The sequence below is a fragment of the Actinokineospora sp. NPDC051303 genome (assembly GCF_055586285.1).
On sequence record NZ_JBVJIN010000016.1, the window covers coordinates 122,076 to 137,686 of the forward strand.

Annotated in this window: 16 protein-coding genes; 12 read left to right on the plus strand and 4 right to left on the minus strand. The window is 68.5% G+C overall.

Annotated elements, in window-relative coordinates:
- Nucleotides 1-175: 175 nt before the first annotated feature.
- Complete coding sequence (locus tag ACZ6SD_RS15035; protein ID WP_465317520.1) at nucleotides 176-814, minus strand: prepilin peptidase; 639 nt, start codon at nucleotides 812-814, stop codon at nucleotides 176-178.
- Between the two features lie 107 nt (nucleotides 815-921).
- Nucleotides 922-1,290 (minus strand): histone-like nucleoid-structuring protein Lsr2, encoded by a 369-nt coding sequence (locus ACZ6SD_RS15040; RefSeq protein ID WP_465317521.1) that lies wholly within the window; start codon nucleotides 1,288-1,290, stop codon nucleotides 922-924.
- Nucleotides 1,291-1,541: 251 nt separating this feature from the next.
- On the opposite strand from ACZ6SD_RS15040, the gene ACZ6SD_RS15045 reads away from it, so the two are divergent.
- On the plus strand, nucleotides 1,542-2,333 hold the full coding sequence (locus tag ACZ6SD_RS15045; RefSeq protein ID WP_465317539.1) for a glutaminyl-peptide cyclotransferase: 792 nt from the start codon (nucleotides 1,542-1,544) through the stop codon (nucleotides 2,331-2,333).
- 17 nt (nucleotides 2,334-2,350) lie between these two features.
- Here the strand turns inward: ACZ6SD_RS15045 and ACZ6SD_RS15050 are convergent, their stop codons facing one another.
- Complete coding sequence (locus ACZ6SD_RS15050) at nucleotides 2,351-3,547, minus strand: FAD-binding protein (protein WP_465317522.1); 1,197 nt, start codon at nucleotides 3,545-3,547, stop codon at nucleotides 2,351-2,353.
- Nucleotides 3,548-3,618: 71 nt separating this feature from the next.
- Complete coding sequence (locus ACZ6SD_RS15055; RefSeq protein ID WP_465317523.1) at nucleotides 3,619-5,904, minus strand: ATP-binding protein; 2,286 nt, start codon at nucleotides 5,902-5,904, stop codon at nucleotides 3,619-3,621.
- 569 nt (nucleotides 5,905-6,473) lie between these two features.
- On the opposite strand from ACZ6SD_RS15055, the gene ACZ6SD_RS15060 reads away from it, so the two are divergent.
- The 11 genes from ACZ6SD_RS15060 to ACZ6SD_RS15110 all read left to right on the plus strand — a co-directional run bounded on the left by ACZ6SD_RS15060 (nucleotide 6,474) and on the right by ACZ6SD_RS15110 (nucleotide 15,441).
- Nucleotides 6,474-7,262, plus strand: a complete 789-nt coding sequence (locus ACZ6SD_RS15060; protein ID WP_465317524.1) for a hypothetical protein — start codon at nucleotides 6,474-6,476, stop codon at nucleotides 7,260-7,262.
- Nucleotides 7,263-7,607: 345 nt separating this feature from the next.
- On the plus strand, nucleotides 7,608-7,937 hold the full coding sequence (locus ACZ6SD_RS15065; protein ID WP_465317525.1) for a DUF6355 family natural product biosynthesis protein: 330 nt from the start codon (nucleotides 7,608-7,610) through the stop codon (nucleotides 7,935-7,937).
- Nucleotides 7,938-8,031: 94 nt separating this feature from the next.
- Nucleotides 8,032-8,658, plus strand: coding sequence for a hypothetical protein (locus ACZ6SD_RS15070; RefSeq protein ID WP_465317526.1), 627 nt, complete (start codon nucleotides 8,032-8,034; stop codon nucleotides 8,656-8,658).
- Between the two features lie 455 nt (nucleotides 8,659-9,113).
- Nucleotides 9,114-9,662, plus strand: a complete 549-nt coding sequence (locus tag ACZ6SD_RS15075; RefSeq protein WP_465317527.1) for a hypothetical protein — start codon at nucleotides 9,114-9,116, stop codon at nucleotides 9,660-9,662.
- Between the two features lie 120 nt (nucleotides 9,663-9,782).
- Entirely contained in the window at nucleotides 9,783-10,493 is a 711-nt protein-coding gene (locus ACZ6SD_RS15080; protein ID WP_465317528.1) for an SAF domain-containing protein, read from the plus strand.
- Entirely contained in the window at nucleotides 10,493-11,389 is an 897-nt protein-coding gene (locus tag ACZ6SD_RS15085; RefSeq protein WP_465317529.1) for a MinD/ParA family ATP-binding protein, read from the plus strand. Before ACZ6SD_RS15080 ends, ACZ6SD_RS15085 begins: the two co-directional genes overlap by 1 nt.
- Nucleotides 11,386-12,873, plus strand: a complete 1,488-nt coding sequence (locus ACZ6SD_RS15090) for a CpaF family protein (protein WP_465317530.1) — start codon at nucleotides 11,386-11,388, stop codon at nucleotides 12,871-12,873. The genes ACZ6SD_RS15085 and ACZ6SD_RS15090 overlap by 4 nt, the downstream gene beginning before the upstream one ends.
- Nucleotides 12,861-13,796, plus strand: a complete 936-nt coding sequence (locus ACZ6SD_RS15095; RefSeq protein ID WP_465317531.1) for a type II secretion system F family protein — start codon at nucleotides 12,861-12,863, stop codon at nucleotides 13,794-13,796. The genes ACZ6SD_RS15090 and ACZ6SD_RS15095 overlap by 13 nt, the downstream gene beginning before the upstream one ends.
- Nucleotides 13,793-14,686 carry a type II secretion system F family protein gene (locus ACZ6SD_RS15100; RefSeq protein WP_465317532.1) on the plus strand — a complete coding sequence of 298 codons (894 nt, stop codon included), beginning with the start codon at nucleotides 13,793-13,795 and terminating at the stop codon, nucleotides 14,684-14,686. Before ACZ6SD_RS15095 ends, ACZ6SD_RS15100 begins: the two co-directional genes overlap by 4 nt.
- Before the next feature lie 64 nt (nucleotides 14,687-14,750).
- Entirely contained in the window at nucleotides 14,751-14,942 is a 192-nt protein-coding gene (locus ACZ6SD_RS15105; protein ID WP_465317533.1) for a hypothetical protein, read from the plus strand.
- Nucleotides 14,943-14,949: 7 nt separating this feature from the next.
- Nucleotides 14,950-15,441, plus strand: coding sequence for a TadE family protein (locus tag ACZ6SD_RS15110; RefSeq protein WP_465317534.1), 492 nt, complete (start codon nucleotides 14,950-14,952; stop codon nucleotides 15,439-15,441).
- The last annotated feature ends 170 nt before the right edge of the window (nucleotides 15,442-15,611 follow it).

Here is a 15,611-nt window from a genome sequence, read left to right on the forward strand (position 1 = left end):
TCGGCCGGGGGCAGGCCCGGACGGGTACGAGGCATGTCAGGGGTCGTTACCTCAGGCTCGAACGGGTGCGGCTAGGTGTCTCAACCAGTCGCCTACTTGCGTCGGGCGGCACTACCTCCGGCGACAGTGTCGTTGGCAACCTGATGGTGCAGGCCCCCCGATGTTTGCCAGCGGTTCATAGAGGGACGGCGATGGCGGCGAAGGAACCGAGGATGAGGCTGGGGCCGAGTGGGACGGGCGCCGGGGCGCGTTGTGGTTTGGCGAGGCGGAGGCTTGTCGCGAGCAGGAGTGCGAGTAGCCAACCGAGGGCGGTGCCTGCGAGGAGGGTGTGCCAGCCGTACCAGGCGGTGGTGAGCCCGAGTAGCCCCGCGAGTTTGACGTCTCCGGCTCCTAGTCCGCCCGCTGTGGTGATGGCGATGGCGAGGTAGGCGATGAACAAGACTGCCATTCCGGTGAGCGCGCGGAGAAGGTTCGTTCCGGTCGAGTGGTGGCAGGTTGCCAGGGTGAGTGCGGCACCTGTGGTGAGATAACCGGTGGTTGTTAGGTTGGTGGGCAGGCGTTGTTCGAGGGTGTCGCAGATGGCAAGCGGGACGCTCACCACGGCTAGGCAACTCATCGCGATCAAGTCATGGTGCGCGCCGTAGCGCCAGGCGAGGACGGCGAACAGGGCGGCTGTCAATATTGGACCCGCAGCGGTGACGGTCCGTGGTCTGGAGGGGGTCGCGGTGAGCAGTCGTCGTGTCCAGGTGACCATGAGCCCACCGACCGTGGCACCGATGGACGCCCAGGCTGCCGTGAGTTCCAGCGGAGTCATGGCTGACTGGGTAACGAGGCTACCTGGGTGTGGTTGCGTTGCCTTCTTCGCCGAAGAGCGCGAACTCATGTCCAGGGACGGGTGGAGCCCGCCCCGGGACCCAGGGGCTACTTGGATTTGCGGGTCTTGGGCTTGTGGGCCTCTTCAAAGGCCTCGATGATCGAGGCGGGGATGCGGCCGCGCTCGGAGATGTCGTAGTCGTTCTGGCGGGCCCAGTCGCGGATGGCCTTGGTCTGCTCTTTGCTGCGGGCGTCCGGGTTGGGGGCCGGGGCGTTGGCCGCGCGCTTGATTCGGCCGCCGACGCGGCGGGCGGCGGCGGTGAAGTCGTCGAGGGTCTTGCGGAGGAGTTCGGCGTTGGCCGCGGTCAGGTCGATCTCGTACTGGGCGCCGTCGAAGCCGAAGCTGACGGTGCTGATGTCGTCGCTGACGCTGCCGTCGAGGTCGTCGACGAGTTCGACGATCGTGCGCTGTGCCATGTCTCCTCATTTTCCTTTGCCGGTGACTGGCCGTCGAACTTTCGCCTTCGGCGACGGTTGGCGGGACCGTACCCCAGCGCTACGGAAAGAGACAAGTCGGTGAGAATCCGGTCGGGTTTTTGTGTGGGCGGCTTGTGGAGTTTCCGTCGCTCTTTTAGGTGATGGGTGGCCCAGGTGGTTCGGTGCTTGTTACCTGGGTGGGCATGAGGCATTTGTGGACGGGCATGGTTTGTCTGGTCGTGGTGGGGGCGATGACTGCGGCCTGTGTGGAGTCGCGGTCGCGGTCTTTCGAGCCTCCTGTGGAAACTTGGCCTGCCACGACATCCGCGCCGGTTGATGGGGTGCTGCGGTTGGAGCCGGAGATCGTGAGGGAGTACCCGCATGATCGGTCGGCGTTTACTCAGGGGCTGGAGTTCTCGGGCGGGTTGTTGTTGGAGAGCACGGGTGGAATCGGCACGTCGTCGTTGCGGGCCACTGTTGCCGAAACCGGGCAGGTGGTTCGTCGGGTGTCGTTGGCGTCGGTGTTCGGTATGGGGATGACGGTGGTGCCGGGGGTCGGGGTGTGGCTTGTCACGTGGAAGGACGGGGTGGCGTCGTTGCGGGATTTGGCTGATTTCGCCGAGTCGCGTCGGGTGCGGTACGCGGGTGAAGGGTGGGGGTTGTGTTTCGACGGCGCCCGGTTGGTGATGTCCGATGGCTCGGACCGGCTCACGTTCCGGGACCCCCGTAGTTTCGAGCGGTTGGGGGAGGTCGCGGTGACCCGGCCCGGGTGGGGACCGGTGGAGCAGCTCAACGAACTGGAATGCGTCAACGGGATGGTGTGGGCCAATATCTGGCGAAAGACGCAGGTGGTGCGGATCGACCCGAACAGGGGGCTGGTGACTGCGGTCGCCGATGTGCGGCGGCTACCGCGCATCGAGCGCCCCGACGATCGCGAGAGTGTACTGAACGGTATCGCCGCGATCCCGGGCACTGACGATTTTCTGTTGTCGGGCAAGTACTACGGCACCACGTACCGGGTGCGGTGGCGGCCCGCGCCCTGACAGGGGCGCGCGCCCCTTTAGCAGGGTGGTCTGCCGACGGCGCCCCACGTCGGCGGGCCACCCGCCTCCATGCCGGTTGCCGGGGTGTCTGGGAGTGGCCCGAGGTAGATGGTGCCGCCCGCGGCGAGGACGTGTTCGTCCACCATCTTGTTGGCCTCCAGCATCATCTGCGGCGTGACCGGGTTGTCGGGCATCGCAGTGCGCAGCAACGCGAACAGGTGCGCGATGCCCTCGCCGGGCAGCCGCATCCCCGGGGTTGTGAGCCGGGCGGTGGGCAGCGGGTAGGTCAGGACGAGACCGCGTTCGCCGATGTGGTCGAGGGTCGTCATGTCCAGGACGTGTTCGATCACGTGTTCGGCGCGGGAGGCGGGCAGGAAGTAGTTGACCCAGGGGTGCTGGGACTGCCACTCGCCCAGCGAGGTCAATAGGCGCTCGCCCTCGGCGAGCCGGTTCGCGAAGTCCCAGTAGGACAGGTCCTCCTGCTCAAGATCGCTGAACGACAAGCCGACGAGGACGTCGGCGGGCGACCGTCGGGGGAGGTGGACGCCGATGTCGAGTTCGTAGCGCCACCCGGTGCCGGTCCATTTCGGCTGGCCCTCGACGTAATCGACGCCCGGGTGAGCCATCAACGCCCGCTGATCGCCGAGGAACTGGTGCAGCGTCGGGTAATGGGCGGTGAAGACCCTGACCTGTTCCGGGGCCCGCACCAACGGCACGGTAGCGGTGGTGATGACGCCGTGTCGGCCCCTGCCCGCTCGCACGACGTCGAACATGACGGTGTTCTCCACCATAGAACACCGCACAGCACGGCCATCAAAGGTCACGACGTTGAGCGCGAGGACGTGGTCGGTCTGCGCGCCGAACCGGTGGCTGGCGCCGCCCACCCCACCCACCGACAGGGTTCCGCCGATCGACAGTTCCAGGTAGTCGGTCAACACCGGTGGGGTCAGTCCCCGCGCCAACGCCGCGCCGACCACCGTGCTCCACCGGGCGCCCGCCTGCACGATGGCACGGTCCGGGCCGATGTCGAGGACGGAGTCCATCCGCCGCATGTCGACCACCAGGCCATTGAGGACTTGGCCCTGGCCGCCGGTGGAATGCCCTTGGCCGCGCGCCCGCACCTCGACGCCGAGCCGCCCGGCGTCCTGCACGGCCTCGACCACCTCGGCGACTGACCACGGCACGACCACCGCCCGTGGCTTCAGGTGCGTCACGCGCCCGAAGTCCTCCGAAGCCGCGTCGAACACGGGCCCGGACCTCAGCCAGCCCGCGGGTGCTTCCCCCATCAGATCGCCCCGGCGGGAAGCTCTGGAGGCGGACTCGACTTGGGCGAGGGATCGGTGAGGGCCGCGAGCATCTCGTCGGCGTCACGCCAGGCCTGTTTCGCAGCATCCGGGTCACCACGCCGGGAGTGAACCTGGCCGAGCACGGTCAATGCGAGTGCATGGCCCCAGCGGTCGCCCGCTCGGCGGTGAACCTCGAACGCGCGCTCCAGCGCGGTGATCGCCGCGGGCCAGTCACCGAGATCGCAGTGCACCACCGCGAGCTTACGCAGCGAACAACCCTCGCCGTGCGGATCGCCCAACGCTCGCAACGCGGCGACGGCCCGCTCCTGATAGTCGATCGCCACTGCGAACTGCCCCAGGTCACCGCACACCTCCCCGAGGTAGGCCACGGTGATGGCACGCCCCCACATGTCCCGCAGGTGGTCGAACAGCTCGAACGCACGGTGGAAATGCACCAGCGCCTGCCGCGGCTCCCGCAGCACATGGAAGGCCCGCCCGAGACCGATGTGCGTCCATGGCAGGACCGCCTGGTCATTCGCAGTTTTGCGGACCCGCAGGGCCTGCTCGTAGGCCCGCAGCGCCCGCCAGGGCTGCTCCAGGTCGAGGTGCGCGTTGCCCAGGTGGTTGACGATCCACCCCTGAGCCCGCAGATCGCCTGCGCGGCGAGCTGGCTCCAGACACAGCGTGAGCACTGACAGCCACTGGCTCCAGGGCTTGCGGACGTACAGGAAGTCACACAGAACCACAGGCATTCCGCAGGCCACCTCGAAGAAGCCCGCTTGGGCCGCGGTTCGGGTCACCTCGGTGAGATTGGCCAGTTCGGTCTCGCACCACCGCGCCGCTTCCTCCAGGTCGGGAAACCGCAGCGGCGGGCAGGGTCCCTCGAACGGTCCCAGCGCCGGGGTCGCGCGGTTCGGCGACAGCGTGCTCATCGCGGCGGCGGCGCTGTGTAGATACCAGACCAGCACGCGCCTGGTCGCCGACATCCGGTCCGCGTCGCCGTCCTCGGCCTCGGCTCGCTCCCCAGCGTAGAGGCGCAGCAGATCGTGGAACTCGAAACGGTCGTCCTCGATCTGTTCAAGCAGGTGCGCGTTGACCAGCACATCCAACGCGGGCGTGACCTGCTCGACGGTCGTCCCCGCCAACGCGGCCGCCGCGTGGGTGCCGAAACTCGGTCCAGGATGCAGCGCGAGCAAGCGGAACAGCCTGGCGGCATCGTGCGGCAAGGCCAGGTAGGACCAGGAGAACACCTTGCTCAACGCGGTGCTGTCGTCGTCTCCGGTAGACAACACGTCCAGGCGGCTTGCTCGTGAGGACAACAGGGCGGCCAGGTTCGCCATGGTCAACCGCGGCCGGTCGTTGGCCCGTTCCGCGGCGATCCGCAGCGCCAAGGGCAGGCCCGCGCACTGCTGGGCCAGCTTGTGGGTCGATGCCGGATCCGACACCGCGCGGGACCCGATGATCTCGCCCAGCAGAGCCACGCTCTCGTCGTCGGACAGGGAAGCCAACGAGAGCCGACTGGCTCCTTCCCTGGCAGCCAAGCCGGTGAGCCTGGCACGGCTGGTGACCACCACCAAGCAGCCGGGCGTGCCGGGCAGCAACGGCCGGACCTGCTGTGAACTCTCACAGTTGTCGAGAACGACCAGCATCCGCCTGCCCGCGAGCAGGGTGCGGAACTCGGCGGCTCGCTGTTCTCGGCCCGCGGGGATGGAAGCCGGTGCTCTACCGAGGGTGACCATGAAGTCCTGCAGGACGTCGTGAGGGTCAGCAGGGCGGCTCGACGGATCGTGCCCTCGCAGGTTCGCGAACAACGCGCCGTCCGGGTACGCGTCGGCGATTTGGTGCGCCCAGTGCAACGCCAACGCGGTCTTCCCCACCCCACCGGGACCGTCGACGCCGATCACCGTCATCGCCCCGGCCGCTCTGCCTCGCCGAAGGGCCTCGCCCATCGCAGTCATCTCAGCGGTCCTGCCCAGGAAGAACCGTCCGGGCGTCGGCAGTTGCGCCGGGCGCAAGGAAGTGAGCCGTTCGCGCTTCGGCGAGGTCTTGGGGACGAGCGTGGCCAGCACACCGCCAGTGTTCAGGGCCTTGTCGCAGGCGTTCGCGAGTTCCCTGGTCGGTTGCCGGGCGCCGTTCTCGACGTTGCCGAGGTGACTGCGGCTGAAGTTGGTCAGCTTCTGCAACTCCGCCAGCGACAGGTCGCGGTGCCCACGCCACTGCGCCAGCGCGGCCCCGAATGTTGTCTCCGGCCTGGTCGGTGCGGTCTTCACCTGTCTTCTGTTCACGTGAAGACATCCACCCCCTTTGCCGCCGCCGAGGGCCTGCCGACACTCGGGATACCAGCGCAAACAGTCCACTTTTCTGGAATCCAGAATATGACCACGTTCACCGAGGCGGCTTGAGTATCACGGAGCGAGCGGCATTGTTCACTCGATAGCGCGAGAACTTGCCCATTCGGGTAGCCCGGTGTCACCAATGGTGACGGATGGGGGGCGTGGCGGTGGCAGACGGAAGCAGGACGGAAATGAACGGAAACAACAAGGGGGAGCGGCGGGTCCAGACCGCATCCGAGGTCAAGAGCGAGTGCGCCAAGCACGGTCGGCTCAGCGCCGAGGCGTTGGAGGCTTTGGCACCCGTCGCGGTGGACGGGCACAGAGCCCACTTGGTTCTCTTCGTCGCCGCACACCTCGACCGATGGTCATCAACCGGGGAGAAGCCTCCCGCGTTCGTGACCCGGTCCAAAGCAGGGGCCGAGTTGGACTGGCGACGCGCGAGCTCAGAGGCCGCCAACCCGTGCCGCCGAGCGAACCTGCTGACGCGTGAGCGAGCGGGGCAGATCGCGACGGAGCACTTGGTGAAGCTGGCGGAACCCATGGTTCGCCGCGCCGTGCGCAGCGCGCGCCGCACCTCGCACTCGCCCCTCGCCGGGTACGACGACATGCTCAACGTGGGCCGCGCGGCCGTGGCCCAGGGTGTGTGGGCTTATGACGCCACCTCGAACTCCGGCCCCGGCTACCTCTGGGGATGGATCGAGGAGCACCTCAAGCGCGAGATGGCCAAGCTCACCTACGCGGTCACGCTGCCCTACGCCACCCACAATCGCTTCCTCCGAATAGCCGCAACCGCGGCGGCGTTGTCCGAACTCCTCGGCTACCAGCCGTCCGACGCGCAACTGCTCGCCGCGGGCCACGGGGCTTTCGGCCAGGAAGACCTCGATGACGAGCGGGCGACTCGGCCCAGGAGGTTCCGCGCTGGCCTCGGCGCGGAGGGTGTCGATGCGACCCTGCCCATGACATCGGATCGGTCCGACGTCAGCGACGACCTCGGCGTCGACTCGGTAGCCGGATGGCGTGTGGTCCTCCAGCACGCCCGGCTCGGAGACCAGCAGGTGGAGATCGTCGCCCGGCGCGTCGGGTTGCCGCCGTTCGAGGAACTTGACGATCGAGAACGCTCCGAACGCGCGATCGCGGTTCAGGTCGGAGTCAGCCGCTCCGCGGTGCGCCGTGTGCTGGGCGACTTGCGCAAGGAACTGGTGAGACCTGGCAACCGCCTCCAACGCTTCTTGGCCGAACTCGCGCCGGATGATCGCGAAGGGCTCGGATTGGCGCGCTTCTCGCACCTGTTGGGTGTGGCACCGGCCTGAGCGGTCCGCGCGCTCGCGGCTACCAGATGAAGTTCCAGGTCCCCATCGGCACGGACTCGCATTGCTGTCTTCTAGTACCGAGGAGTTGCTGATGTCAAAGAATATCTACTTTCTGCGTGTGCTCTCGCTGCTGACCTTCGCTGTCGCCGCGGTCGGTGTCGGCTGCGCCCCTGCCTACGCCGGGCTTGCGCCGCATTCTGCACACCTGCGACCAAACATCGTCGGACCTGTTACCTCACACAGTGGAACAGAGAATCGACCGGCATCACCAAGGATTCCGGCGACGACAGCACTCACTTGGCGGTCATCATGAAACCTTTCGGTTCCCTTGCCACAGCGTTGACCATGAGCCTGCTCACGCACCCGGCTGCCACCAGCGAGGTGCCTGGAACGGATTCCGTCTCCAAGCCGTGCGGCTACTACGCGACCGGACCCAATCCGCAGCAGACGACCGGGCGTTACAAACACTGTGCGGACACCTTCATCTTGATCCGGACAGACTGGAGTAACGGCGCTCACAACATCACCTGCGTCTACCCGTGGTCATCAGTTCCGTTCTACCGAGACCCAGCGGGCCATGTCGTCGTCAACGCCTACTACATCCCGGTGCCACCATCGCTCGTTTACACGCCCAGTGGGCAACTGCACTGTTCGAGCTCCCAACCTCACCTATAAACAATTTCCCAGTGGTCCCCGGTCCCCACCTCCCATGCCGAACCGCTCACTCCGTTGTCGTTCAAGGCGAAACCATCGACAAGAGGCGACCGAGATGCCAACCAAAGCCCAGCCGATCGGATCGGCTGACACGACGCGCGCGATACTCGACAAGCGAAAGGCGGTCGTAACGCTCGTCGTGAGCACAGCGGTGATGCTGACAGCAGCCTCATGCGCCTCCAGTGACGAGCCGGGACGGGAGACCGCCGCCTCGACATCTACCGTTCAGACGACAGCGCCACCCGCGCCCAGTACCTGGCTTTCTCAGGAAGAGAAAGCCAAACAGAGGGCCTTGGTTGCCTATCAAGGCATGTGGCAGGACTTCGCCGCAGCAGGCACGACATCTGACTGGCAGTCCGCGACGCTGGGTCGACACGCTACCGGCATCGCCCTCACGAATCTGACAAGAGGCTTGTACGCGGACCACCACAACGGCTTGGTGACCAAAGGCGAGGCCACCCACGATGCCAAGGTGACCAACGCCGAGCCCGCGAACGACCCGACCAAAATCATCGTGACCGATTGCAGCGACTCAACAAAAGCCTTGAAACATCGAACCGATGGCCGACTCGCCGACGACACCCCCGGCGGACGCCGACTGATCAACGGCCAGGTCGAGCGGCAAAGCGACGGTTCCTGGAAGGTGACCGATTTCGCCGTGCGCGAGGTGGGAACATGCTAGGAACCAAGCGACTTACCGTTGTTGCTGGTGCGCTGATCATCGGGTTCATCTGCGGGCAGGCGCCAGCGTCCGCCGGGGACAACTACGGCAACGTCAACTGCAGCCAGCTGCCTTCTCCCCTCTGCGACCTCGGCGCGGGCACCAGTCCCGGTGGCGGCGGACAACCTGGAGGAACGCCTGGCAGCAACCCGGGCGGTGCTGGGTCAGGTGGCCTCGGAGCCGGACAGCCCGCCAACCCCGACGACCCGAACGTGGCGAATTGTTCCTACGTCAAGAGCGACTATCAACCGCCCAGTGGCGGCGTGATCACAGCCGCCCACCCACTGGCCACGAGGTCCACCGGTGGCGTGGTCCCGGTGATTTTGGACAGGTCGGCACCTCCAGTGCGAATTGTCGCTGGACAACCTGGTGAAGAACCGGGGGCGTGGTACGTCTGGAAGTGCTCCACCGAGGGCGTGGCCGACAGCCTGTACCGGCCGCCGGTATGGATTCCCGATGACCAGCAGCCTGGCGCGGCTCTGTTGCCCTCTCCGGAGGAGTTAGCGCAGTTGGCGCGCAAGCAGTTGCGGCTGCCTCCGCCGAGGATCGCGGCGAGTCCGGCTGGAGACCAATTGGTCAATCTGCCGACCTGGTTGTGGTTGTCGGGTGGCTGGGGCCCGGTGTCGGCTACGGCGTCGGTGCCGGGTGTCTCGGTGACGGCCACCGCTGCCCCGAACTCGGTGACCTGGTCGATGGGGGATGGCTCTACGGAGACCTGCATCGGGCCCGGCACCGCGTACACGGCGGGTATGGACCCGCGGTCGCCTTCGCCGGACTGCGGCCACGTCTACCGCCGCTCCTCGGCGAGCCAGGCTGGCCAGGCGTTTCCGGTCACGGCAACGGTGCGCTGGTCGATCTCCTGGTCGGGCGCGGGCCAAGACGGGGTTTTCCCGGACATGACGACTGCCGGCGACATCAGTTTTCGTGTGGCTGAGTCGCAGGCACTCAACGACGGCGGCGGTTGACCGGCGAGCCGTTCTCGCTGACCTCTTCCGCCCGCATCCAGCGATAGCCCTTCACTTCTCCGCTCGCTCATCGCCAGTCGCGACGTGGCGCACTCCTTCCATGCCTTCGGAGGTATCGACGTGAACACCAGCACGACGACGCGGTCGGATACCGACCGGCCGACCAGCGTGGCCGAAGCCCCCTGGGTCGGCGACGACAAGAAACGGTCAGCCGCACGGTTGCGCAATGCGGGCAAGCGCCACAAGGTGTCGTACCTGCTGCTTGGAGTGGTGCTTGTTCTCGCGAGCGTAGGCGGGTTTGTGCTGATCTCGCTGAACTCCCGAGACCGGGAAACTGTCCTCGCGCTGGCCCGTCCGCTGTCGGTCGGGCAGACACTGACCACCGAGGACCTGCGGCTGGTCGACGTCGCAGTCGACCAAGAGGTGGTCGTGGTAAGCGCTGACCGGATGGCAACGGTGGTCGGCAAGCCGATGGCCACCAGCCTTTCAGCCGGAGCTTTGCTGACCCCGGATTCTGTTGGGAGCGCTGCCGTTCCTGTTGCCGGACAGGCGATCGTCGCGCTCTCACTCAAGGCCGGTCAGGTTCCGCCTGAAGTGGCAGCGGGTGCGCGGGTGACGGTCGTGTTCGCGCCCGATCAGGACGGCACAAGCAACAGCCCGTCCGACGGTGGCCAGGCGACCTGGCCCGCTGTCGTCACGAGCGTGACGCCCTCGCAGGCCGAGCCGACCGTGATCTCGGTGCAGCTCACCGAAGCAGCCGCCCGCCAGGTCGCCGCGGTTGCGCCGGGCCAAGCGTCGATCGTGCTGCTCTCCAGCGGGGGTGGACGCTGATGCTGGTCTCAGTCTCGTCCTTGAAAGGCGCACCCGGCGTGACCTCGTTCTCCGTCGCGCTGGCGGCGCGGTGGCCCGCTTCGGCGAGCGTGGTGGTAGTAGAAGCCGACCCGTCCGGCGGCGATCTCGGTCCGCGCTTCTCGTTGCCTTCGACCCCCGGGTTGGTGAGCCTGGCGGCCGCGGCACGGCTCGAAGGCGATCCGGAGCTGATTTGGCGGCACACGCGGAGACTGCCTGGGGGGTTGGCGGTGGTGGCCGCGCCGCCGGACGCCGACCTGGCTCGGGCGGCACTGTCTGCGCTGCCTTCCGATCCGACCACGGGTGTCGGCGTCCTGCGGGCGATGGCCAGTGAGCCGGGGACCGTGGTGATCGCCGACTGCGGGCGGATCATTCCGGACTCTCCTGCGATGTCGATCCTGCGAGCGTCGGATGTGGTGATCCTGCTGTCCCGCGCCCGCGCCGAGGACCTCGCTCACCTGCCCCGGCAATTGCCCGCGGTCGCTCGATGGAGCCCGAATCCGGTGCTGTTGCTGGTCGGTGAGGGCTACTCCACCGTCGAGGTCGCCCGCGAACTCGGCGTGCCGCCGCTAGGGCGCGTGCCTGACGACCCTCGTGGAGCGGCTGTGCTGTGTGGACAGTCCGGCGGTAGCCGGTGGGGGTGCCATGGCGTGGCGCGCTCGGCGTTGGGCAAGTTTGCTCACCAAGTCGCCGTCGAACTGGCCTCTCGGGAAAAGCCTCTCACGACTTCTCTGGGCCAAGTTCTGATTGGGACCTCCCCGGTGGCTCCCTCGCTGCCCTTAGTTCCGGGCGTCCCTCCCGACGCGGTCTCACCCTACGGCGTGCGGATTGCGCCCCGACACGCCGCGGGCATTTCGGATGAAAGGAAGCCAGCATGACCGCCTTTCCCGCAGACCGGCTCCCAGTGCCCGGGTTCTCTCATCAGCACGACGACCAGCGGAAACTGTTCGGCAGCCCCAGTCTGACAGTTTCCGGCCCCAGCGAAGGATCGCCACCGCTGGGATGGGAGGGCGAGGATGCCGCGGTGGACACCGCGGCCGCTATCTCCCGGCTGCGGCTGCACCTGCGCGAGCGGTTGCGCGCCGAGCTGCCACCACGGCTGGAGGCTCGGCAAGCCAGCACTGAGGCTGTCGTGACCGGGCAGGTCCGAAGAGAGCTAGCCGAGAACATCCTCGACGAGGCCTTGCGCGCGCACACGGAGAACGAACTTGCCGCAGGCCGTCGGCTGTTGATCCGGGAGACGGAGCGGCGAGTGGTCGCCGAAGTCGTCAACGAACTGTTCGGCATGGCCGGACTACAGCCCTTGCTGGACGACCCGGCGGTGGAGACGATCAACGCCAACGCCTACGACAAGGTTTTCGTGCAGTACACGGACGGGCGCCGAGCCCAGGTCGGCCCGATCGCCGGGTCCAATGAGGACTTGACCGATCTGGTGAGAGTGTTGGCGGCCCGGGCGTCGAGCCAAGAGCGGCGGTTCGATCAGGGATCGCCCGCGCTCAACCTTCAACTCCCCGGTGGGCAGCGGTTGTTCGCGGTGATGGGCTTGACCGCGGGTGGTGTGACGTCCCTGTCGATCCGCCGCCACGGCTACCTCACGATTACCCTGTCCGAACTGCGCCGCCGCGGCACCCTCGACCCCGGCCTTGAACAATTTCTGCGGGCGCTCGTGCGAGCGCGGAAGAACATCTTGATCACCGGAGGCACCGGGGCGGGCAAGACGACACTTTTGCGCGCGCTGGCCTCGGAGATGGACCCGCTGGAGCGGATCGTGACCATCGAGGATGCCTTCGAACTGGGTCTGGACCACGACCCGGACATCCACGCCGACGTGACCGCGTTCCAGGCCCGTGAAGCCAACGTCGAGGGCGAGGGCGCGGTCTCCCAGGCCGAGTTGGTGCGGTGGGGTCTGCGGATGAGCCCGGACCGGGTGATCGTCGGCGAGATCCGCGGCCCCGAGGTCATCCCGATGTGCAACGCCATGTCCCAGGGCAACGACGGCTCGATGGCCACCCTGCACGCCTCCAGTTCACGAATCGCGTTCACCCGGCTGGCCTCCTACGCCGCCCAAGGGGTGGAGCGGCTGCCCTTGGAGGCGACGAATCTGCTGGTCGCCTCGGCGGTGCACTTCGTGGTGCACCTGGCCCGCGCCGCCGACCGCCGCACCCGGGTGCTGTCCTCGATCCGCGAGGTCGTCGGCGCCGACGGCCCGCAGGTGATCTCCAACGAGGTCTACCGCCCCGGCCCCGACCGCCGCGCCCGCCCGGTGGCCGGGGCGCTGCGCGCCGACACCCTCGACGACCTGGTCGACGCCGGGCTCGACCCCGGTGTGCTGGGCAACCCCGAAGGCTGGTGGGCGCCGTGAACATCACAGTCGGCCCGACCACGGCCCTGGCCGCGGTGCTCGGCGCGGGCACCGGGCTCGGCCTGCTCCTCGTGGTCCTCGGCTGGCGCGGCACCGCTCAGCGCCGCCCCCGCCGCACCCGCACCCGTGGGGCCGGTGCGGTCGACCGCAATCGCGCCCTGCGTGTCGGGCTCGCGGCGGCGGCCGGAGTGGTTGCCGGGGTGCTGACCGGGTGGGTCGTCGGCGCCGTCCTGGCAGGCCTCGCCGCCTGGGCGCTCCCGCGGGTGCTGGGCCGCGACCCCGAACACGCCCGCCGAGTCGCACGAATCGAGGCCATCGCCACCTGGACCGAAATGCTGCGGGACACGTTGTCGGCGGCCGCGGGGCTGGAGCAGGCCGTCCTCGCCACCGCCCCGCTGGCGCCGACAGCCATCCGCGGCGAGGTCGGCGAACTCGCCGCCGGGATCGAGAACGGCGACCGGCTCGCACCCGCCCTGCGCCGACTCGGAGAACGCCTGGACGACCCGGTCGGCGACCTGGTCATCGCCGCCCTGCTGCTGGCCGCCGAACAACAGACCCGCCAGCTCGCCGACCTGCTCGGCTCTCTGGCCGACGCCGCCCGCGGCCAAGCCTCGATGCGGATGCGCGTCGAGGCCGGCCGTGCCCGCACCCGCACCTCGGTGCGGGTCATCGTCGGCACCACCTGTGTGTTCGCCGTCGCGGTGGTCCTGCTCAACCGCGACTACATGGCCGCCTACGACACTGTGGCCGGGCAACTCGTCCTGGCGGGCATCGCAGGCCTGTTCACAGCCGGGTTCGGCTGGCTGGCCCGCATCGCCCGCGTCGCCCCCGCCGCCCGCTTCCTGACCACCACCACCACCGACGACGACCCGGCCGGGGTCCGGCGGATGCTCGCGGCCACCGAAACAGGAGTGACACGGTGATCACCACCATCGCACTGGGAGCCGGGTCCGGGATCGGACTGTGGGCGTTGGCGGTCTCGCTGTTCCCGCCACGCCCCGCCCTCGGCGCCGTGTTGGCCCGCGCCACCGCGCCCCCGGCCCCGGAGCCGATCCTGGCCACCGACGACACCGGCTGGGCCGCACGCCTCGGCCGCCCCGCCGTGCCCGGGTTGCGCGCCCTCGGGCTGCCCGGCCCACGCCTGGCACGCGACCTCGCGGTCCTCGGCCGCCCCACCTCGACGCACCTGGCGGAGAAAGCGGTCCTCGCCGTGACCGGACTGCTGCTGCCCGCCGGGCTGACCGGGGTCCTCGCCCTCGCCGGACTCGCCCCCGGGGTCGAGTTCCCGGTCACCGCCGGACTCCTGTCGGCCGCGGCGGGGTTCCTCTGGCCGGACGTGCGAGCCCGCTCCGAAGCCGCCAAGCTGCGCGCCGGGTTCCGCCACGCCCTGTCGGCCTACCTGGACCTGGTCTGGATCACCCTCGCCGGCGGAGCCGGAGTCGACACCGCACTGAGGGACGCGGCGCGCATCGGCCGAGGATGGGCATTCGAGCAGATCCGCCGCGCCCTGGACACCGCCCACCTGACCCGCACCACCCCCTGGGCCACCCTGCGCCGACTCGGGGAGGAACTGGACGTGACCGAGCTGGCCGAACTCGCCGCCTCGGTCAGCCTCGCCGGCACCGAGGGCGCCAAGGTCCGCGCCAGCCTGGCCGCCAAAGCCGGGGCACTGCGCACCCACCAGATCACCCAAGCCGAGGGCGACGCCCAAGCCGCCACCGAGCGCATGTCGCTGCCGGTCATGGCGCTGTTCCTCGGGTTCCTGGTCTTCATCGCCTACCCCGCACTCACTCAAGTCCTCAATGGACTGTGAAACCCCCGCCAGTTCCCAGATTTCGACAAGAACCTAGGGCGGAACCAAACACAAGGAGGCGCTCATGCGCGACCCACACCTGATGGCATTGTGGACAGTGGTGCGAGCCCGGTGGGAGGCGTTGCGCCGGGAACCGGAGGCCGGGTACTCCACCGAGACCGTCCTGGTGACCGCGCTGCTCGTCGTCGCCGCGCTCGCGGTGATCGCGATCGTCATCGCCAAGGTCACCGACAAAGCCAACGGCATCACCCTGTGAGCTCGCGATGAGCCACAAGGACACCAGAAACACCGGAGGACGACAACCCGATCGGCTGCGGCGGGCGCTGCGGGGCGAACGTGGGTCGGTCAGCGCGGAGTTGGTGATCGCGATCCCGCTGCTGTTGTCGATGCTGCTGGTCATCGTGCAGTTCGCGCTGTGGTCGCACGCCACCCACATCGCCCAAGCCGCCGCCTCCCAGGGGCTGGCCGCCGCACGGGCCCAGAACGGGAGCACGGCGTCGGGAACCGCGACCGCGCGGCTGGTCCTCGACCAGCTCGCGGGCGGCCCGTTGCGCGGCGCGGTCCTGGCCGCCGACCGCGGGCCGACCACGGCGTCGGTGCGGATCACCGGGACCGCGACCACGGTGGTGCCGTTGCTGACCCTGCCCGTGCACGCCGAGGCAGTCGGACCCGTCGAGCGCTTCGTCCCCGACGTCGACGAGTCCCCCGACCTCGGAGCGGGTGGCGCGGCGACCTCGGGAGGTGGAAGACAGTGAACGACCACCGTCGAAGCCTCGGTTCGGCGACCCGCGCGGGTTGGGCAGCCGCACCGCGCCGCACGGACACGCTCCCGGGGGGGGGGGGGGGGGGGGGGGGGGAAAAACAGGGGGGGGGGGGGGGGGGGGGAGAGGGGGGGGGGGGGGGGGGAGAGACCCCCTCAAAACCC

What these genes read in the sequence shown, in the direction of transcription:
- ACZ6SD_RS15085 (WP_465317529.1), top strand. Translation starts at nt 10,493, where the DNA reads ATGCTGGTCTCAGTCTCGTCCTTGAAAGGCGCACCCGGCGTGACCTCG.
- ACZ6SD_RS15070 (WP_465317526.1), top strand. Translation starts at nt 8,032, where the DNA reads ATGCCAACCAAAGCCCAGCCGATCGGATCGGCTGACACGACGCGCGCG.
- ACZ6SD_RS15110 (WP_465317534.1), top strand. Translation starts at nt 14,950, where the DNA reads ATGAGCCACAAGGACACCAGAAACACCGGAGGACGACAACCCGATCGG.
- ACZ6SD_RS15035 (WP_465317520.1), bottom strand. Translation starts at nt 814, where the DNA reads ATGACTCCGCTGGAACTCACGGCAGCCTGGGCGTCCATCGGTGCCACG.
- ACZ6SD_RS15045 (WP_465317539.1), top strand. Translation starts at nt 1,542, where the DNA reads ATGACTGCGGCCTGTGTGGAGTCGCGGTCGCGGTCTTTCGAGCCTCCT.
- ACZ6SD_RS15065 (WP_465317525.1), top strand. Translation starts at nt 7,608, where the DNA reads ATGAGCCTGCTCACGCACCCGGCTGCCACCAGCGAGGTGCCTGGAACG.
- ACZ6SD_RS15040 (WP_465317521.1), bottom strand. Translation starts at nt 1,290, where the DNA reads ATGGCACAGCGCACGATCGTCGAACTCGTCGACGACCTCGACGGCAGC.
- ACZ6SD_RS15090 (WP_465317530.1), top strand. Translation starts at nt 11,386, where the DNA reads ATGACCGCCTTTCCCGCAGACCGGCTCCCAGTGCCCGGGTTCTCTCAT.
- ACZ6SD_RS15105 (WP_465317533.1), top strand. Translation starts at nt 14,751, where the DNA reads ATGCGCGACCCACACCTGATGGCATTGTGGACAGTGGTGCGAGCCCGG.